General features: G+C 39.4%; 16 protein-coding genes and 2 pseudogenes. 8 read left to right on the forward strand and 10 right to left on the reverse strand.

The annotated features are described in order from the left end of the window. The 4 genes from FTU92_RS05325 to apbC form a co-directional block, all read right to left on the reverse strand. A complete protein-coding gene (locus tag FTU92_RS05325; RefSeq protein WP_180095802.1) occupies positions 1-2,073 on the reverse strand; it encodes a hypothetical protein in 2,073 nt (690 codons plus the stop codon). Positions 2,074-2,315: 242 nt separating this feature from the next. Further along, positions 2,316-2,885 (reverse strand): dCTP deaminase, encoded by a 570-nt coding sequence (gene dcd / locus FTU92_RS05330; RefSeq protein WP_004975507.1) that lies wholly within the window; start codon positions 2,883-2,885, stop codon positions 2,316-2,318. 446 nt (positions 2,886-3,331) lie between these two features. Further along, a complete protein-coding gene (locus tag FTU92_RS05335) occupies positions 3,332-3,925 on the reverse strand; it encodes a LysE family translocator (protein ID WP_070152620.1) in 594 nt (197 codons plus the stop codon). A 372-nt stretch (positions 3,926-4,297) separates the two neighbouring features. Further along, a complete protein-coding gene (gene apbC, locus FTU92_RS05340) occupies positions 4,298-5,551 on the reverse strand; it encodes an iron-sulfur cluster carrier protein ApbC (protein ID WP_180044331.1) in 1,254 nt (417 codons plus the stop codon). A gap of 278 nt (positions 5,552-5,829) precedes the next feature. Between apbC and metG the strand changes: the two genes are divergently transcribed. Further along, on the forward strand, positions 5,830-7,887 hold the full coding sequence (gene metG, locus FTU92_RS05345; RefSeq protein WP_180095805.1) for a methionine--tRNA ligase: 2,058 nt from the start codon (positions 5,830-5,832) through the stop codon (positions 7,885-7,887). 127 nt (positions 7,888-8,014) lie between these two features. Beyond that, positions 8,015-8,371 (forward strand): hypothetical protein, encoded by a 357-nt coding sequence (locus FTU92_RS05350; protein ID WP_136144675.1) that lies wholly within the window; start codon positions 8,015-8,017, stop codon positions 8,369-8,371. A 49-nt stretch (positions 8,372-8,420) separates the two neighbouring features. Here the strand turns inward: FTU92_RS05350 and FTU92_RS05355 are convergent, their stop codons facing one another. After that, complete coding sequence (locus FTU92_RS05355) at positions 8,421-9,044, reverse strand: LysE family translocator (RefSeq protein ID WP_180064456.1); 624 nt, start codon at positions 9,042-9,044, stop codon at positions 8,421-8,423. Between the two features lie 356 nt (positions 9,045-9,400). Between FTU92_RS05355 and FTU92_RS05360 the strand changes: the two genes are divergently transcribed. From FTU92_RS05360 to FTU92_RS05380, 5 genes and pseudogenes are all read left to right on the forward strand, one after another. Then, positions 9,401-11,023 carry an oleate hydratase gene (locus tag FTU92_RS05360; RefSeq protein ID WP_104852352.1) on the forward strand — a complete coding sequence of 541 codons (1,623 nt, stop codon included), beginning with the start codon at positions 9,401-9,403 and terminating at the stop codon, positions 11,021-11,023. Positions 11,024-11,158: 135 nt separating this feature from the next. After that, positions 11,159-11,546 (forward strand): annotated as a pseudogene (locus tag FTU92_RS05365) (IS4 family transposase); the annotation flags it as partial. Further along, a pseudogene (locus FTU92_RS05370) lies at positions 11,541-11,733 on the forward strand (HlyD family secretion protein); the annotation flags it as partial. The pseudogenes FTU92_RS05365 and FTU92_RS05370, both read left to right, overlap by 6 nt. 67 nt (positions 11,734-11,800) lie before the next feature. Then, positions 11,801-12,673, forward strand: a complete 873-nt coding sequence (locus tag FTU92_RS05375; RefSeq protein WP_104853251.1) for a 1-aminocyclopropane-1-carboxylate deaminase/D-cysteine desulfhydrase — start codon at positions 11,801-11,803, stop codon at positions 12,671-12,673. 53 nt (positions 12,674-12,726) lie between these two features. Further along, on the forward strand, positions 12,727-13,923 hold the full coding sequence (locus FTU92_RS05380) for an NAD(P)/FAD-dependent oxidoreductase (RefSeq protein ID WP_180095807.1): 1,197 nt from the start codon (positions 12,727-12,729) through the stop codon (positions 13,921-13,923). A 183-nt stretch (positions 13,924-14,106) separates the two neighbouring features. Here FTU92_RS05380 and FTU92_RS05385 read toward each other — a convergent pair whose 3' ends face one another. From FTU92_RS05385 to FTU92_RS05400, 4 genes are all read right to left on the reverse strand, one after another. Further along, positions 14,107-14,274 carry a hypothetical protein gene (locus tag FTU92_RS05385; protein ID WP_004975492.1) on the reverse strand — a complete coding sequence of 56 codons (168 nt, stop codon included), beginning with the start codon at positions 14,272-14,274 and terminating at the stop codon, positions 14,107-14,109. A 169-nt stretch (positions 14,275-14,443) separates the two neighbouring features. Next, complete coding sequence (locus FTU92_RS05390; RefSeq protein ID WP_180061256.1) at positions 14,444-14,614, reverse strand: hypothetical protein; 171 nt, start codon at positions 14,612-14,614, stop codon at positions 14,444-14,446. 95 nt (positions 14,615-14,709) lie between these two features. Further along, a complete protein-coding gene (locus tag FTU92_RS05395; RefSeq protein ID WP_180095809.1) occupies positions 14,710-16,431 on the reverse strand; it encodes a mechanosensitive ion channel in 1,722 nt (573 codons plus the stop codon). Positions 16,432-16,685: 254 nt separating this feature from the next. Further along, positions 16,686-16,964, reverse strand: coding sequence for a hypothetical protein (locus tag FTU92_RS05400; RefSeq protein WP_004975487.1), 279 nt, complete (start codon positions 16,962-16,964; stop codon positions 16,686-16,688). Between the two features lie 201 nt (positions 16,965-17,165). Between FTU92_RS05400 and FTU92_RS05405 the strand changes: the two genes are divergently transcribed. Further along, on the forward strand, positions 17,166-17,588 hold the full coding sequence (locus FTU92_RS05405) for a hypothetical protein (protein ID WP_004975486.1): 423 nt from the start codon (positions 17,166-17,168) through the stop codon (positions 17,586-17,588). Positions 17,589-17,726: 138 nt separating this feature from the next. On the opposite strand, the gene FTU92_RS05410 is transcribed toward FTU92_RS05405, so the two are convergent. Then, complete coding sequence (locus tag FTU92_RS05410; RefSeq protein WP_180095811.1) at positions 17,727-18,347, reverse strand: hypothetical protein; 621 nt, start codon at positions 18,345-18,347, stop codon at positions 17,727-17,729. Between the last annotated feature and the right edge of the window lie 21 nt (positions 18,348-18,368).

Raw genomic sequence — 18,368 nt, forward strand, 5'->3', positions numbered from 1 at the left:
TTATAGACCTGTTGTTTTAAATTTAAGGTGCTGAATCAGCACACCATCTATTGCAACTGAACCTAGATTCTTAGCAGTACCATCTACACCCTTAAATACAACACCTGTGGCATCCGTATGATCTTTGGCACGCAACATATTATTTGGCAAGCGTTCTACAGTACCAATTGCAATACTACTATGCATCGCATTACGTCCTTGATACATCGCAGCACTGTCATTGACATTGGCTTTTAGCGGTGTGCCACAACTCACCACATTACAGGTAGAACCTGTAAATGCTGTAGAACCTAAATACCCACCCTTTCCATCTTCATAATTTTGATAAATTTTATTGTAAATTTCAGGAACATTCGGAATACGTGTTACTTCTAGCACAATATTATTGCCCTCAGAACCAACCACAAAAGGCTGATACATATTCCCTAAAACTAAATTGATATTCGGACTGTATAAATACAAACCCTCTGTATCATGAAAAACTGGTGCCAATGAACCATCTATTGCTGGTGTGACCGCCGTTCCATCCAAAGTATCTGATTTTGCTGCTGTACTAATGCGGATTCCTTTACTATCTAAGTTTGAATCTGTGAAACTTAGATTCGCAGGATTATCATTGGTATTTAAACGCAATAAACTTGCCATACCCAATGTTTGATGATGATTTGGATTATCAGAGTCTAAAGTCTGAAATAGTCGCGTTTGAGAACCATTTAGGCTTAAACCATTGGCAACAAACTGAGTACGTAAACGGTGCTCTTTATCTAAACCCGATTTTGGTGCCCCAGTGCTTGGATCCACCTCTGCACTTGAGTTCAACTGACGTGAAAAAATATCAGTCCAAAAGCCCAATTTAATATTATTATCACTTTCAGTTGCTGTAGTAGTTGCGAGCGGTGCCTCTAGTGCTAAATAACCAACATCTTTTTCTACATTTTTAAATTGTTTGACTTTTTCTGTACCTGCACGGAATAACCATGGATTGTCTGCAGAACCCCAGTTAAAACCCTGATTGCTATAACGACTGCTTAAAGAGTTATCACTTTTAGATAATGCCAGACCATAAATAAAGACATCTGCTTTGGTTCTTAAAGATTGCACAGGAGAACCTAATGCAGCAATTTCCGCTGCCTGTTCAGCCGATTGTATAATTTGAGCATAAACTTCTGCCACAGCAGACTTGGCTGTATCTTCTGCAAGTTGACTCGCATTATATTTAGCCCGAATATCAGCCGATGCTGTTTCTTTGGTTATTTCAGCCTGTATTAATGTGGCTACTTGTGAACCAACTTGGTCTGCTCGAGTGAAGTTGCTAAGCCCTTTATAAAAATCAGAATTCAATAAATCATTATTAGCTTCTGCCGACCGACTCCCATATAAAAGATCAAGCATTTCATAAGTGTTTGTAATAGCATATTCTTTTGCTTTTTTCTCATTCACAAAAAAAGCATTCATATCATATGCTGTTGTCCCATCTTTTGCTAAACTAGCTCCAATCTTTCCCCAAGTACCATCCATATAATCCGCAAGACGCTGATTGTAATAATTCTTGAGCGTCTCATTATTAAAAAAACCTTCACGAACATCAAATGTAAATGTTTCTTTTTTCGCGTCAACATCAGCTTCAATATTTTTAGTATATTCTTGATACAAAGTTGAATATTGATTTGTATAGGTTTGTTCATAAGTTGAACGGTAAGTTTCGTTATATTTATGCTCAGCCTTACCTTTTAAAACACTTTGATTATAAGTATTGTTATAAACCGTATGGTATGCACTTTCTGCCAACTGCACATAATTCTCCCCCGTCGGGATAATACGAATAAAGCCCGTATCATATTGACTAGGGTTTTCTAAGCCACGTGTATAGCTCGACCCTGTAGATAGATCATTCGGTTGCTGAAACACCATTTTGAAGTCATCAAGGACTAAAGCAACCCCTTCGCCTGTGGTATTTGACAAAGAGTCATCGGAGAGTGCTTGTAAAGCATAACTCGGATTCGCCAAAAGTAAGCCTATCGCAGTGGCTAAGCAATGCTTACGAAAAGGGTAAGTAATTGCGTGTTCAGTCATCTCGACCTTCCTTTTATCTGATGCTCCGCATCTTTCTTTTATTTATCTATAGCTTGGCTATTTATTTGAGTGTTTTTATCCTTAAAAACGTGATTATGCCAAAGCATTCTCATATTTAATTATGCTGAATATTTATGCAAATGCAAAACAAACTGGCTAAACAGCACAGCTTTCCGATGAATGAAAAAAAGCGAGCACATTGGCTCGCTTGTTCAACAGAAAAATTGTGATGGGTTAATCACTTATGCTTTAGGCAAGGTCACGCCTGTCTGCCCTTGATATTTACCACCACGGTCTTTGTACGAGGTTTCACAAACTTCATCTGATTCAAAGAACAGCATTTGTGCCACACCTTCACCCGCATAAATACGTGCAGGTAAGTTCGTGGTATTGGAAAACTCTAAAGTTACATGACCTTCCCACTCGGGTTCGAGTGGCGTGACATTCACAATAATACCGCAACGCGCATAGGTCGATTTACCTAAGCATACTGTCAATACATTGCGTGGAATACGGAAATATTCAACGGTACGCGCCAAGGCAAACGAGTTTGGCGGAATGATGCACACATCTGATTCAATATCGATAAAACTTTTTTCATCAAAGTTTTTTGGATCGACAATTGCTGAGTGAACATTGGTAAAGACTTTAAATTCACGTGCACAACGTACGTCATAACCATAGCTAGAAACACCATAAGAAATGAGTTTCTCGCCATTTTCGTCAAAGCGAACTTGGTTTTCTGCATACGGTTCAATCATGCCGTGTTTTTCGCTCATTTCGCGAATCCAACGATCAGACTTAATTGCCATTTATTTTCTATCCAAAATATGAATGTTTAACTGTGCTGTACTTTAACTGAAATCTAAGTTAATGAAAACCAGCCGTTTCCCTCACATCGCTTTTTTAAGTGCAATGATTAGGGTCTGTTGACAATTCGTCTATGTTTGCGACAACGCATATTTTTTAGCTGATATAAGGCATGGGACAGGAAATTTAGTCATTCTAAATGACTGGCACATAACGCAATAGCAGCAAAAAATATGCTTGTCCCCTTGCGCAGCAAACAAAGCAGTGCTTTGTTCTTGCTCATGTGGCTAAAACTTTCTCAGATTGCGTTATGAAACTTGGCAATAGACCCACTATTCCCTGCGTTTCATGCCTGATCTGCTCAGTTTTAGCCTACAGCGCAAGCCATTTATGAAATGTCAACAGACCCTATTTCCAGTAGATACAACTTTTAGATACAACGTTGGCTTTATAGACTCAACAAAGCCGAATAACTTAAAGGAATTGAAAAGCTCAGCAACACAATAGAAGCTGTTTTTTGTAGATTGCACTGATTGAGCCAGCTAATTTTATTTTTAGCGAGCACCGAACCAATAAATGTCCAGAAAAAAGCAATCGGCACGATTAAACATAAAAATGCCAACATGTGTGCCACATAATAGTCTGCTTTTACCCATGCAATCGTTGGGAAAATTGCAGAGGCGAACAACAATGCTTTAGGATTCAGTAAAGTCGCTAAAAATAGCTCACTCGCACGGATCGTAGGTTGATTAAAGCTTTGCTCGACTTTAGCCGTGCGCCATAATTTAATCGCCAAGAAAATAATATAGCTTGCACTGAATAATTTTAGAATGGTGGGCAACAACGGGAGATGAGTAGACACCGTACCAATTAAGGCGCCCCAAAGTGTAATAGAAATCAAATAACCCAATGCTTCTGCTGGAATTAATCGGAAAGATTTGCGGATACCAACCTGAATACCTGATGATGCAAGCAAGGTATTGGTTGGCCCTGGTGTCAATAAAATTGTGATCACCAAACCGATAAAAAACCATGAAATCATGCATTGACCTCACTACTGAATGAGCGCAGATTAAAATAGTTCATTGCAATTGGCAAAAAGTATTTTGTAAGACAAATTCTTGATCAGTTTAACATTTTAAATTTATTATTTTATTCAATCACTTATATAAAAAATATTTTTTAATTAAATGGTAACTTATAAGTCATTTTATCTTAACATTTTTAAGGTATTTAAAGATTAAACACCATTAAATCAGATGCTTGTGTATTTTTTAATCAAAAAAAATAGCTCACCGAAGTGAGCCAAATTTTCAAAATATTGTGACTTAGCTTTTAAAGATGAATCAGTCAAAATTTAAAGAATGATAACTTAATGACTGCAACTGCAATCATTCCAAGCTGAGATCCCTCACTAGAAAATACGATTCTGATCTTTTTCAGCTTTAGGCAGTTTTTTTGCAATTTGCTGAGCAATCGCAATGTAACTATCGGCAGCATCATCGCCTGCAATCACTGACGGCGTACCTGCATCGACATTTTCACGAATACTGACATTCAATGGTAAACGCCCAAGTAACGGAATGGCATATTGTTCTGCCAGTTTATCGCCACCACCTTGACCAAAAATTTGTTCTTCGTAGCCGCAGTTTGAGCAGATATGCGTCGACATATTCTCAATTACGCCCATGACAGGGATTTGCACACGATTAAATAGTTCGATGCCTTTGACAGCATCCATTAAGGCAACATTTTGTGGTGTAGTCACAATCACCGCTCCCGTTACAGGAATACGCTGTGCAAGTGTCAATTGAATATCCCCCGTTCCTGGTGGCATATCAATCATCAACACATCTAAATCTGGCCATAAAGTTTGATTAAAGAGCTGCATTAATGCACCTGTGGCTTTTGGTCCACGCCACGCTACAGGTGTATTGTGGTCACCTGTTAAATGTCCGATGGATAACACAGGCATCCCAAAAGCATCCAACGGTACAAACTGCTCGGCTTCAATCATTGGGGTTCTGCCTGCATTGCCGAGCATGGTCGGAATACTTGGACCATAAATATCGGCATCCAATACGCCAACTTTTAAGCCGAGCTTTTGCAAAGCTAAAGCCAAATTTACTGTAGTGGTAGATTTTCCAACCCCGCCTTTGCCTGAAGATACCAAAATTACGTTTTGAATACGCGGATGTTTCGGCACATCACGTTGGTGTGGCGCAGCTTTTTGAATCGGTGGATTATTCGGATCGGCTTCTTGCATTGAACTTTGGCCCGCAGCATCGACCACCGGTGGTAAATGAGATGTTGCAGTCTGTGTGGTCGATGTTGCGCAGCTTTCATCTTCAGCATGTTGATGCCCACAACTTTCTTTTTTCTGTCCAGATTTCTGCTGAATCACATGCATATTCAGTTCTTTAATGCCGCATTTTTCTAAAGCATCTGCCAGTTCATCATGAATTTGTTGTAAATGTTGTTTTTCTTCAGGATAAGTATTGATGGTGATTTGCAGAATATCACCTTGCACATTCACTTGAGAAATACGATCTTTTAAAGCATGTTCAGATTCAGGCAATATATAACTTTGTAGCACGTGCTGAATAGCTTCCTCATTCACCGTATGCGAAGGTGAAAAAACTGATTTAAGTGAAGAAAGCCAAGACATAGATTTACTCCAAAGTTTGGAAATACCGCGATTTTGATAGTGTAACGATAATTCAGTATAAGGTTAAGTCGTGCTATCACTGAAATACTTAATTCTGAGTATATTGCTTGGTTTTTGACATGATTTATCTTCAAATGCAGACCAAGAGCTTGTTTCGATATTGTATTTAGCCTTCTAAGCGGATTTGAAAAGAATTCCTGGAATCCCTTGTGCATCTATGTGCTATCTAAGGTAAAATTGCCCGAATTGCATCGTCCCTATTTGAGAGAGTTATATCCGTGCGTCAAATTTTAGTCACTAACGCCCTACCATACGCCAATGGTCCGATCCATATGGGTCACTTACTCGGTTATATCCAGGCAGATATCTGGGTTCGCGCCATGCGTGCAATGGGACATGACGTGACTTATGTCTGTGCGGATGATGCGCATGGTACAGCAATCATGCTGCGTGCCGAAGCCAACGGGATTAGCCCTGAACAGCAAATTGCCAATGTGCAACAAGAACACATTCGCGATTTTGACGGTTTTGGCGTGCATTTTGATCATTATGATTCAACGCATAGCGACACCAACCGCGCACGTGCCAGCGAAATTTATGTCAAAAACCGTGATGCAGGCAATATTGCTGTTCGTCCCGTCACGCAATTATTTGACCCTGAAAAAGGCATGTTCTTATCAGATCGTTTTATTAAAGGCACTTGCCCAAAATGTAAAGCGGAAGATCAATACGGCGATTCTTGCGAAGTTTGCGGCACAACCTATAATGCGACTGAGCTGATTAATCCAAAATCGACTTTGAGCGGTGCAACGCCAGTAGAAAAATCATCAGATCATTACTTCTTTAAATTGCCTAATTTTGGCGAATATTTGCAAAAATGGACGCGCGATGAAGGTCGTTTGCCAGTTTCAATTGCCAACAAATTAGATGAATGGTTTGAAAATGGCTTGAATGACTGGGATATTTCACGTGATGCACCATATTTTGGTTTTGAAATTCCAGATGCACCAAATAAATATTTCTATGTCTGGGTTGATGCGCCAATTGGTTATATGTCGAGTTTTGAAAACTACGTAAAAACCAAACGCCCTGACCTAAATTTTGACGATTATTGGAAAAAAGATTCAGACAAAGAAGTCTATCACTTCATTGGTAAAGACATCGTATATTTCCACGCATTATTCTGGCCTGCAATGTTAGATGGTGCAGGTTATCGCACGCCTACAGGTTTATTTGTAAATGGTTTCTTGACTGTAAATGGTCAAAAAATGTCGAAATCTCGCGGCACATTTATTAAAGCAGAAACGTATTTACAGCATTTAAATCCTGAATATTTACGCTATTACTTTGCATCAAAACTGTCTGATAAAGTTGAAGACTCTGACTTAAATCTGGATGATTTTGTGCAGAAAGTAAACTCTGATCTTGTAGGTAAAGTGGTGAATATTGCCAGTCGTTGTGCCAAATTCATCAACACTAAATTTGATAACAAATTAAGTGCAAGCTGTGCAGAACCTGAGTTGGTACAAAGCTTTATTGCTGCAGGTGACTCGATTGCCAAAGCATACGAAGAGCGTGAATTCTCTGCGGCAATTCGTGAAATTATGGCGCTTGCTGACCGCGCCAACCAATATATTGATGAGAAAAAGCCTTGGGCTTTAGCCAAAATTGAAGGCGAAGAACAGCAAGTTCATGACGTATGTTCTGTAGGGATTAACCTATTCCGTCAATTGGCGATTTATCTTGCGCCTGTACTGCCAACCTTGGCTGAACAAGTTCAAGCCTTCTTACAGTTAGATAGCTTTAACTTTGAATCACGTAAAACTGTTTTAGTCGGTCATGAAATTGCGTTGTTCCAACCACTCATGCAACGTGTTGATCCGAAAGCGGTAGCTGCAATGGTAGATGCATCTAAAGATTCTTTAGCCGCACCTGCTGAAGCACCAAAAACGGAAAAGAAAAAAGAAAAAGCCAAAGAGAAAAAAGCAGAACCTAAAGTCGGTGAAGCGGAAATTATCACCATTGATGACTTTGTCAAAATTGATTTACGTGTTGCAGAAGTTCTTGAAGTGGCTACGGTTGAAGGTTCTGACAAGCTCCTTCAATTGACTTTAAATGTTGGTGAAGCCGAGCCACGTAACGTGTTTAGCGGTATTCGTGAGTTCTACCAACCTGAAGACTTAAAAGGCAAATTGGTGGTAATGGTGGCGAACCTTGCACCACGTAAAATGCGTTTTGGTATTTCTAATGGGATGGTACTCGCTGCGGGTAATGGTGACGGCGTTTGGGTGGTTTCACCTGAAAGTGGTGCGAAACCGGGTGATAAAGTCAGCTAAGCTGTGAATTGAAAAATGCGCCGAAATGGCGCATTTTTCTTAAAAATATAATTATTTTATTGATTTCTAAATAATTCTAATTAAAATATCGCTGCTTTTATTTATTAAAATTATTTTAGGGGTATTTATGAAAAAAGTATTAGCAATCGCATTATCTTTATCGACACTTGCTTTCACTGGTTGTTCAGTACGTATGGCGGATATGACTGTCGCATCTACGAAAAACTATAACTTAAACTCAAATCAATTTGTAAAAGGTGAACGAGTTACAGGTGAAGATAAAGTACCTGTTGTATTATTTCCTTTAGGTATTCCAAACTTCAAAACAGCTGTAGATCGTGCAATTGAAAAAGATCGCTGTGCAGTTGCTTTATCTGATGTTGTTATTACTCAATTAAACCAAGCATTCATTGTAGGTCAAATTGGTTATCGCGTTGAAGGCACTCAAGTTATTGATCGCTCTCAACCAGAATGTAAAAAATAATATGTACTAAGTATAAATCCTCTCACCCTAGAGGGGATTTATACAAAAATCACTTCATCCCAAAAATTAATTTTAAGCCCAATACTGTCATGACCGCCCCTGCTGCACGGTCAAAAATAGCCTTAAACTTAATATAAGCCTGACGTGGTTTTTCTGCAGACAAAGCTACAGCAACCAATGAACACCAACCTGCATCAATAAAAAAACACAGAATTGGCAGCACCACATAAAAATAGTTCGGAATTTCTTTAGGCAACAAAGCTGTAAAAATACTCGCCAAGACAATTGCAATTTTAGGGTTAGATAACTGTGTAATTAAACCTGTGGTAAACGCACGGCGCAGTGACATTTGCTGTCCATCTGCAAGATTAGTTTGAATAGGCTCTTTGGCATGCTTCACAATTTTATAAGCCAAAAATAACAGATATAAACCACCGCAAATTTTAAGCAGCAAATATGCCGAAGGCACTGCCAATAAAATAGCCTGCAACCCCATCACCGCCAATAAACCAAAAATTGCGGCACCCGTACCCGTGCCTAAAGCCGTAAATAAACCATGCTTACGTGAAATGGCTATCGAATTTTTTGCCACATAAATAAAGGTAGGCCCAGGACTAATTGCCCCCAACATTAATGCCAAAGCAATAGAGCCTAAAATCAATAATGATTCCAAGATAGACCTCAAGATTAGAATAATTTTCAATTATTTATTTTACTTAAAAAACCATAATAGAAGATATAATTTTTTTGATTTATGTTTATAAATTTAAGGATTTTTCAAGCAATTTGATATTTAGTAAAAAACCAAAAATAGAGTAAAAACTCAATTTAATTTCAATATCAAACAGTTAAAACATAGCATATGAACAGTAAAATTTTATTGTGCATCCATTTTTTCTATTAAAGTTTTTTTCTGATAATAATTTATCATCGATTTTTAGCAGAACTTTCATATATTTTTAAAACACATAATCCCATAATAAAATTATGGCTTTAATTTTCTTTAGAACAACAACCGAGGCACATCAGATGCAAAATAAAAGACTGAAAACATTAGACCACTCTAAATCACATCTTTGGATTGTAGGTGGAGGCATAGCTGGTATGGCTGCTGCTGCTTTTGCGATTCGTGATGCTAAAGTGCCAGCTGAACATATCCATATTTTAGAAGAATTGAATGTTTCTGGTGGTTCGATGGATGGTGGACATAATCCGCTTAATCCGAACCAAGCATGGGTCACACGTGGTGGACGTATGCTAACTGATGAAACTTATTTGTGTACTTGGGATTTATTTTCAAGCATCCCATCTTTAGAAAATCCAGACATTTCTGTTCGTGAAGAATGTCGTGAATTTAACGAACAAGTTAAAACCAATGCTCAAGCACGTTTGATCGACTCAAATCATATTATTGCAGAAGCTCAAAAATTGGGATTATCAACGCTCAACCGTGCTCAAATGTTACGTCTACTGGCATTAAAAGAAGATCGTATCGGTAGTCGCCGTATTGATGAATTTTTTGATGATGCATTTTTCCAAAGTAATTTTTGGCGGATGTGGCGAACCACGTTTGCCTTTCAAAAATGGCATAGCGCAGCGGAATTACGCCGTTATTTTCTACGTTTCATTCAAGAATTACCACGCATCCATACCTTAGCAGGTGTGAAACGAACTAAATACAATCAATATGATTCAATGATTCATCCTCTACAACGCTGGTTGGTGGAACAAGGCGTTGATGTTCGTTTCGGTAGTTATGTCACAGATGCAGACTTTGTCGAAGATGCCCAAACGAAGGAACGTAAGGCAACCCAACTTTATGTCAACATTCCAGAAGGCACTGAACAAATTCAACTGGGTGAGCATGATCTTGCGCTCTTTACTTTAGGTTCGATTACGGCTGATTCACGTTATGGCGATAAATTCGATGTTCCTGAGCTGATTCGTGATCGACAAGATCATGGCTGGCGTTTGTGGGAAACATTGGCTCAAAAAGCTCCTGATTTTGGTCGTCCAATGACCTTCTATGGCAACATTGATGAGCATAAATGGAAATCCTTTACGCTCACCATGCATGATGATGTGCTGCTAAAACGGATTATTGATTACACAGGAAATGAACCGGGTACAGGTGCACTCATGACTTGGTTTGAATCTGGTTGGCATCTATCTGTGGTCGTTCCAGCTCAACCGCATTTTGCTGACTTACCAGAAGGTAAATTCACCTTATGGGGTTATGGTTTTGAAATTGACCATATCGGCGATTACATTAAAAAACCGATGAGTGAAGCGACAGGTCAAGAGATTTTAATTGAGTTGATTCATCAACTTGGTTTCGATGACATCTTGGATCATGTGTTGGCACATACTGACATTACCACAGTAATGATGCCTTATGCTTCTGCCCTATTTGCATGTCGTAAAGCAGGTGATCGCCCATTGGTCATTCCAGAAAATGCGGTCAACTTTGCTTTCTTAGGTCAATTCGTAGAGCTTGAAGATGATGTGGTTTTCACGGTGGAATATTCCGTACGTTGTGCCATGATTGCCATTTACCAGCTCTTAGGTGTCGAACGTGAAATTCCAGAGATTTACAATGGTTTACTCGATCCTAAAGTTGGCTTAAATGCTTTGGAAGCAGTTTTTCATTAAATTTAAAAAAGCCATAGGGTAAATTGCTGCCCTATGGTTATTCAACTTACTTTGATAAAACGATCTTTGTCTACGACCAAAAAAGATAACTCATTGAAATAATGGCATAATACTTGTTTTCTGACGACGAATATGATGATACATTTCAATGAGTTACATCTCATCTTAAACAAATATCTAAAGTTGAATAAGTCACATGTAAAATGTTTTACACTGATTATGCTGGCATTAATTGTAAAACAGACATGTAATCTTTCTTCTGCATTTAAAGCCTTACCCATCACGTGCTTACCACAATCATTTTTATCGATGTATACAACGCTTCTTTGCAGATCAGTATTTCGATTATCGTCAAATTTCTCAGTTAATTTTCAATATATTTTTATTCGATAAAGTCCAATTAACTTTGGATAGAACCAACTGGAAATGGGGAAAACGAGTTATCAATATGTTGATGTTAGCTATCGTCTATCGTGGAATAGCGATACCTATTGTTTGGACATTGCTCAATGAGCCAGGCCATGTGGAACAGATTTCCCCCCGCTGCGGGTTCAGAGTTCAGTGTACTTAAACCTGACAATCCCACAGGAAATTTTACCAAAGTCGTTCAACGTATAGCGGTACGTATCACCATTGATCCGAATCAAAAAGGGATCGAAAATCTACGCCCTAGTATGTCGGTGATCACGTCGGTGGATACCGACTCATAAACCAACACTGACATTCTCAATCAAATACATTTACAATGTGGTCAAATTCATTTCTCGTTCGCAAAAAATGTTTGATCACATTGCTTTTCCTACCCCTTATCAAACATTAGAACTTCCCCAGCCTGTTCAACTGACCATCAAACGCCTTGATCAGATTCATCCCCAGATTTCGGGCAACAAGTTTTTTAAACTCAAATACAACCTCTTGGCAGCACAACAGCAAGGTTTTTCTCAAGTCCTCACTTTTGGCGGTGCATTTTCCAATCATATTGCAGCAACGGCTTATGCAGCTCAACGCTTTGGCTTTCAAAGTATTGGCATCATTCGTGGTCAAGAACTTGCGACCCAAGACTTAAATCCTACCCTACAAACAGCGCAAGATTTTGGCATGCAACTGCATTTTGTCAGCCGAGCCGAATATCGTCTGCGCCATGAAGTGGAATATTTACAACAACTTCAACAGCAATATCCTCAAGCCTTTATTATTCCAGAGGGTGGAAGCAATTCCCTTGCCATTCAAGGGACACAGGAAATCCTCTCCCCTGATGATTTAGAAAATTATGACGTAATTTGTTGTGCTGTGGGTACTGGTGGAACAATTGTGGGCATCATTGAAAGTAGCTCGGAACAACAGCAAGTTTTAGGGTTTTCAGCCTTGAAAGGTGATTTTCTCAAACAGGACATTCAACAATGGACCGATAAAAGCAATTGGTCTTTAACCGATGCCTATTGTGGTGGCGGCTATGCCAAAACTACACCTGAATTATTGAAATTTATTCAAAATTTTGAGCAAAAATATCAAATTCCACTCGAACACATTTATACAGGTAAAATGATGATGGGACTTCTTGATTTAATCCAGCACAATCATTTCCCTGCCCACACTCGAATCCTGGCCATTCATACAGGTGGGTTGCAAGGAAAGCTTAAAGTATATTAAAACCCCCACAAATCTTTTATAATTACTCGCTTTTCGTCTACCGAGTAATACTCATGGTTCATCAGGTTGATGTTGTTGTTTTAGGTGCAGGTGCATCAGGCTTGATGTTGGCTGCTGAAGCAGGCAAACGTGGGCGTTCGGTTGTGGTACTGGAAAAGGCCAATAAAGTGGGCAAAAAAATTCTAATGTCTGGTGGTGGTAAATGTAATTTCACCAACTTAGAAGTCGAACCAAACCATTATATTTCACATAATCCACATTTTGTCATTTCTGCTCTCACCCGTTATACCAACTGGGATTTTATTGATTTAGTCTGCGAATATGGCATTGAATATGAAGAACGCAAACACGGACAATTATTCACTTTAAACGGCGCTAAAGAAATTTTAGCCATGCTCTTAGCCGAATGTGAAAAAACCAAATTGGTCGATATTCAAACCAATTGTGAAGTCAAAGCCGTGAATGCGGTAGATGATCAAGGTTTTCAAATTGCAACGACTTTGGGTTATTTCCAAGCAAGCGCTGTGGTCGTAGCAACTGGCGGTTTATCTATTCCAACTTTAGGTGGCTCTGGAATTGGCTATGAAATTGCCAAACAATTTGGTCATCGTGTTTACCCGACCCGTGCAGGTTTAGTGCCTTTTACCTTCTCAGACAGCTTTAAAGAAGTCACTACACGTTTAAGCGGTAATGCGGTGGATGCGACTTTATCAAATTCATTGACTAGTTTTACCGAAGCATTGCTATTCACCCATCGCGGTTTGAGTGGGCCGAGTGCCTTACAGCTTTCTAATTATTGGGATGTCGGACAAAGTTTTAAAATTAACTTTTTACCTTACTTAGAACTCTATGACTTTTTTAAAAATAAAAAGCAAAGCAGTCCTAAAGTTTTACTGCGCACCTTACTCAGCGAGCATCTGCCAAAAAGTGTAGTGGCTGAATTACAGCAACTGATTTGGCCTGCACTCTCTGAAACGGCAATTGGCAATATCAGTGATGAAAAGCTAGAACAGATTGCAGCACGTTTAAATGCCTTTGAAGTCAAACCATCAGGCACAGAAGGTTATCGTACTGCCGAAGTCACTTTAGGCGGAATCGATACCCAAGAAGTTTCCTCTAAAACTATGGAAAGTAAAAAACAAAAAGGCTTGTATTTTGTTGGGGAAGTTTTAGATGTAACGGGACATTTGGGCGGCTATAATTTCCAATGGGCGTGGTCATCTGCACATGCAGCATCGGAGTATGTTTAAGTTTGCTTTTAGATGAAACATGCAAACAAATGAATGTGATAAAAATGATTCTAGTCTAAACAGAATAATATTGATCTTGCCGATCAAATTGCAAAATGACAAAAGCCAGTTTTTTCTAAACTGGCTTTTTCTTTAACACCGTCACGTACTATAAAGACTTAGCAATACGTGAATCCTGTTATTTTATTCTAAATAATCGGTACGAAATAATACCAATTTTGGCGTATTTGCCAAACGTGATTCAGTTTGCTGCATTTTAAGCACAGCATTTTGTTGATGCATAGGTAACGAATTTGCCACTTGAACTTTTAAACTGATACGTAATTTGTTTAGCATATTGATTTCTCTCATTATTGTCATCCTTGCGCGAATTTTAAGACTCAAATATTTCAGCTTGGTTAAAACCCAAGTTTTTTATTTTTCCCTTAAACCCTCATCAAGCTTTCCAAGCTATTGATCTGATTTATCCAAATCAGTCTTTGACTCATTCCTGTCAAAGTTGATTAATTTTTAACATAATTTAAGAGGTTGGTCTATCCGCTTTTAGATAATTTTTATCAACATTTTCAGTTGATTTTGCCGTTGCTTCTGGTTTAGCAAAGACAAACTTATAAGCGGCAACAAAAAAACCGATGGTGATGCCAGCAATCACGATTGGGGCAAAAAACTTATTGGGTACTGATTTGGACATTAGTCTTTCCTCTTTTTTAATAAATACCGAAAAGAAATCGACCAATACGGTGATTGGCCGATTATCTTAGCGATTCAAATCAAAATTTGAATAGGTTATTTCGGGTCATTTTTTGGATGTTCATCGACATCAGGTTCAGCCTCACCTGTCGAACCAAATGGGTTGTTGACTGGTGGATGTTCAGGATCAACCTTTAAGGTATCTGGCACTGCATGATCAGTTGCCGCTTCAGGTGTTGTAGTCACATCACTTACAGACGCTTGCGGCTGCTCAGATACAATAGGTGTCATCACACTTGATGCTGACGTTGCCGTTTCTGTCTTGTGCAAAGGATTCGGTTGATTTGCCTCACGTTTAGCTTTATCAATCAAATCAGTTAACACACGCTCTGCAGGTTGACGACCACCTAAACCAAAGGCAAGTGCGAAAGCCACTGCAACAGAACCGAGAGTTAAACCAAAGGCCAAGTTCACAATCGAGTCGGCAATACCCATCGCGCGTAAGCCCATGGCTACCACCAAACCCATAATTAAAATACGGACTAAGTTTGCCAACCAACGTGAGCTGTTATATTCACCGCGCTGTACCACTTTGGCGACCAAATTCGCGAGCCAGAAACCCACCACCAAAATGACAGCACCCAACAGGATATCTGCACCAAACTGGATAAACATGGCAATCAAGCCGCTGACTTGATCAAAGCCCAAACGGTTCGCCGCTTCAGATACCGCAAATAGCATGGTAAAGAATACAATCAGATAACCGACTACACATGAAATTTTAGTCGTACCTAAAAAGCGCTGTAAGTCGAGTTTGGCAGGAATTTCATCTACACCTGTACCTGCAACCACTTCTACCACAATATTGGCAACAAAGCGTGACACAACGTACGCTAAAATAAGAATCAGACCCGCAGCAATAATATGCGGAATCGCATTCATAATTTCATACAGCATGGCTGTTGCAGGTTGCGAAATGGCCTCAATGCCGAGCGCTTCAAAACCAATGATTAAAGCTGTGATAATAACTAAGGCAAAAACAAACGAACCAAGTAATTTAGGTAAATTTGAGTTTTTAAAGATGCCAACTTTTTCAGCATGCTGTTGAATATTCAGGCTGCCCAATAAACCTTCGACAATGCCACGAACAATTTTTGCCAGAATGTATCCGACAAAAACAATCACGCCTGCAATGAAGATGTTCGGTAAATACAGCACAACTTCATTCACCATGTTTTGCACAGGGAACAACAGACCGTTTAAGCCTAAAATTGACAGCACAATTGGCAAGAACAGCAATAAAATCAGCCAATAAACAATTTCACTGATATTTTGACTTAAGCCACTCACACCCACATCGGCGCTGAGTTTTTCATCCAACTGAGTACGTGCCAACAGTTTTTGCATCCCCACTTTGACCAGATTTGCCAAAATCCACCCAATAAAAGCAACGGCTACAGCAGCCAGTAAAGAAGGAATAAACAGTAAGAACTGCTGAATCATATTACTGAATGGCCCACTGACACTGGTCAGATTCAACACATTCAGCGCACCAATGACCGCAATAATTAAAATCACCCAAAACACGACCCGCGACACAATCACTTCAATATTTGAACGATGCCCCGTTGCATTTGATAATTTTTGATCGGTACCTAATTTTTGTAGAACCTTTTTAATTCCACCCGCAACCAATAATGCAATCACCCACCCGACAAGTAAAATTGCGACTGCAGCTAAAATGGGTTGAAATTGCTCCCAATAATACATGGCATCAAAACCTCTGCCATGTAGGTTCCCATTAAAATAATCATTCATCTTGTTTAATCCTCATGGTGATTAGCTTCATTTTTAGGTTTGCACTACAGCGCAAAACTGCTTTTTATCGATTCAAATTATTGAGTAAAGCTCTATTCACCATAGAATTTGCATATTTTTTATTCAACCTTGGGATGCAGAATCGCAACAATTCTACAAAGGAGGGATAATAAACCTTGCGAAAATCCACAAAAAAGCCCTGCATCTAGGCAAGGCTGAATTTGTAAATACGATTTTTTGACGCTTAGGCTAAACTACCGATCTGTTGCTGTTGCAGTATTGCTGTCCTCTGCACGTGCTTCATCTCCAGCTGTGCCCGTTGTCGTGCTATTTGGCGTTGCTTGTTGTACGGTTGGATTAGGATGTCCAGGAGGTGCTTCGCTCGGACTCGGATTGCGATCCGCCATCATGTAAATCAGCAATGCCAATAAAAAGATTCCCACCAGTAGAAGCATATAGACTGGAATACGTTTTTTTCGCTTAATGTCTTCAGCTGAGTTTACATGAGGTGGTTTATTGAAATCATGCGGCATGTTCCCCTCACTTATGTATTTATCTGATGAATTTTCATACTAACAAGCTCCTCACGCTTATTGTGTGACAATACATAGCAAGATGGTGAAAAGATGTAATATACCTCAAGTACCACCTATGTTTCCCAATATCGACAAAGCTGCCTCTCACGGGGAAATGCGCTATAATCACGTACCGTTTTTTTGTGTACTTTGAACTTTATGGCGTATCGTCAACAAAGTGTATCGCTTGATCTTGACACTGACGTCACTCATCAATGTGCCTTGCACTATACCCGTGATGGGCATCTCATTGGTATTATTGAATTTAGCAAGCCCAGCTATCTGCTCAAATGGGGCGATTTGGAATATTTCCGTCGTCGTACCGAAGAATTTTCGGTCATGCCATTTCCAGATTGTGTGAATGCCATGATCATTGATATTCGCAACATTGCTGCATTTCTGGATAATGAAGTGCCAATTTTACCGTGGCGCTTACTTGAAGAAGAATGTCCTGTGCGTTTGGTGGTTCCTCAAGAGCGCTTAGAGCATTATGCAGGTTTTTTTGAACCGACTTGGCTAAGTAGCGATGTCGATAGCGCGATTCAGGAAATCCGCGAATATATGGATATGTTTGTGCACTAATTTCTTTGAAGAGTCACTTTCAAGCATTGCGTTCAAAAGTTGCTTTCAAAATTGAATCGCACCAAGCAAAAACCTCATCTGCAGCGTTGTAGATGAGGTTTTTATATGAATGGTGAAGATCACCTCAACAACCAATTTTTAGCGAATTGTGAAAATACATTTATTTTCAAAACTCGATTTAGGCAGCCACAAAACCTGCTTAAAACGCACCTGATCTATGCCAAAACTGCGCATTTTCTTAGATGTATAACGCCAACCGACACAGTCTTGATACTTCTCATATTCAGGAGTCTGCCCTGCAATGGTTGAGCTTTGCTGAACTTTAATTTTCTGAAAAAAAGCGGTTTCCTTTGCACGGATTGGGCCAATATATTCATTATACATTTGTTCCATTTCGGCACTTTCAAATTGCATTTTTTGCAAACTGCCACCATGCCAACCCAACTGACTACGCAAGTTTAAATATTTTACTTTGCCCGCAGGAAATACATAATTGGCACAAGAAGAAAAGCAATACTGTCCAACTTCAACATTCAGTTGATGGTCAAAGACCAAATTGCCCAAATCAATACCTAAGCCGATCTCGCCACCCCGACTGTTGATTTTTAAGGTATCAATTTTATCTGACTGTTTAAGTAATTCCGCTGCACGTGCGTTGGCTTCAGGGCTAAGTGGCCCATCATAAATGAGTACGTGATCTTGCACAGCAACCTGAGTTTCCACCGTTTCAGCCTGTACGGTTTGTGCGACTATAAACATCAGCCCTGCGCTGGCTATATA

This window comes from Acinetobacter sp. YH12205 (assembly GCF_013418125.1).
Taxonomy (GTDB): Bacteria; Pseudomonadota; Gammaproteobacteria; order Pseudomonadales; family Moraxellaceae; genus Acinetobacter; species Acinetobacter towneri.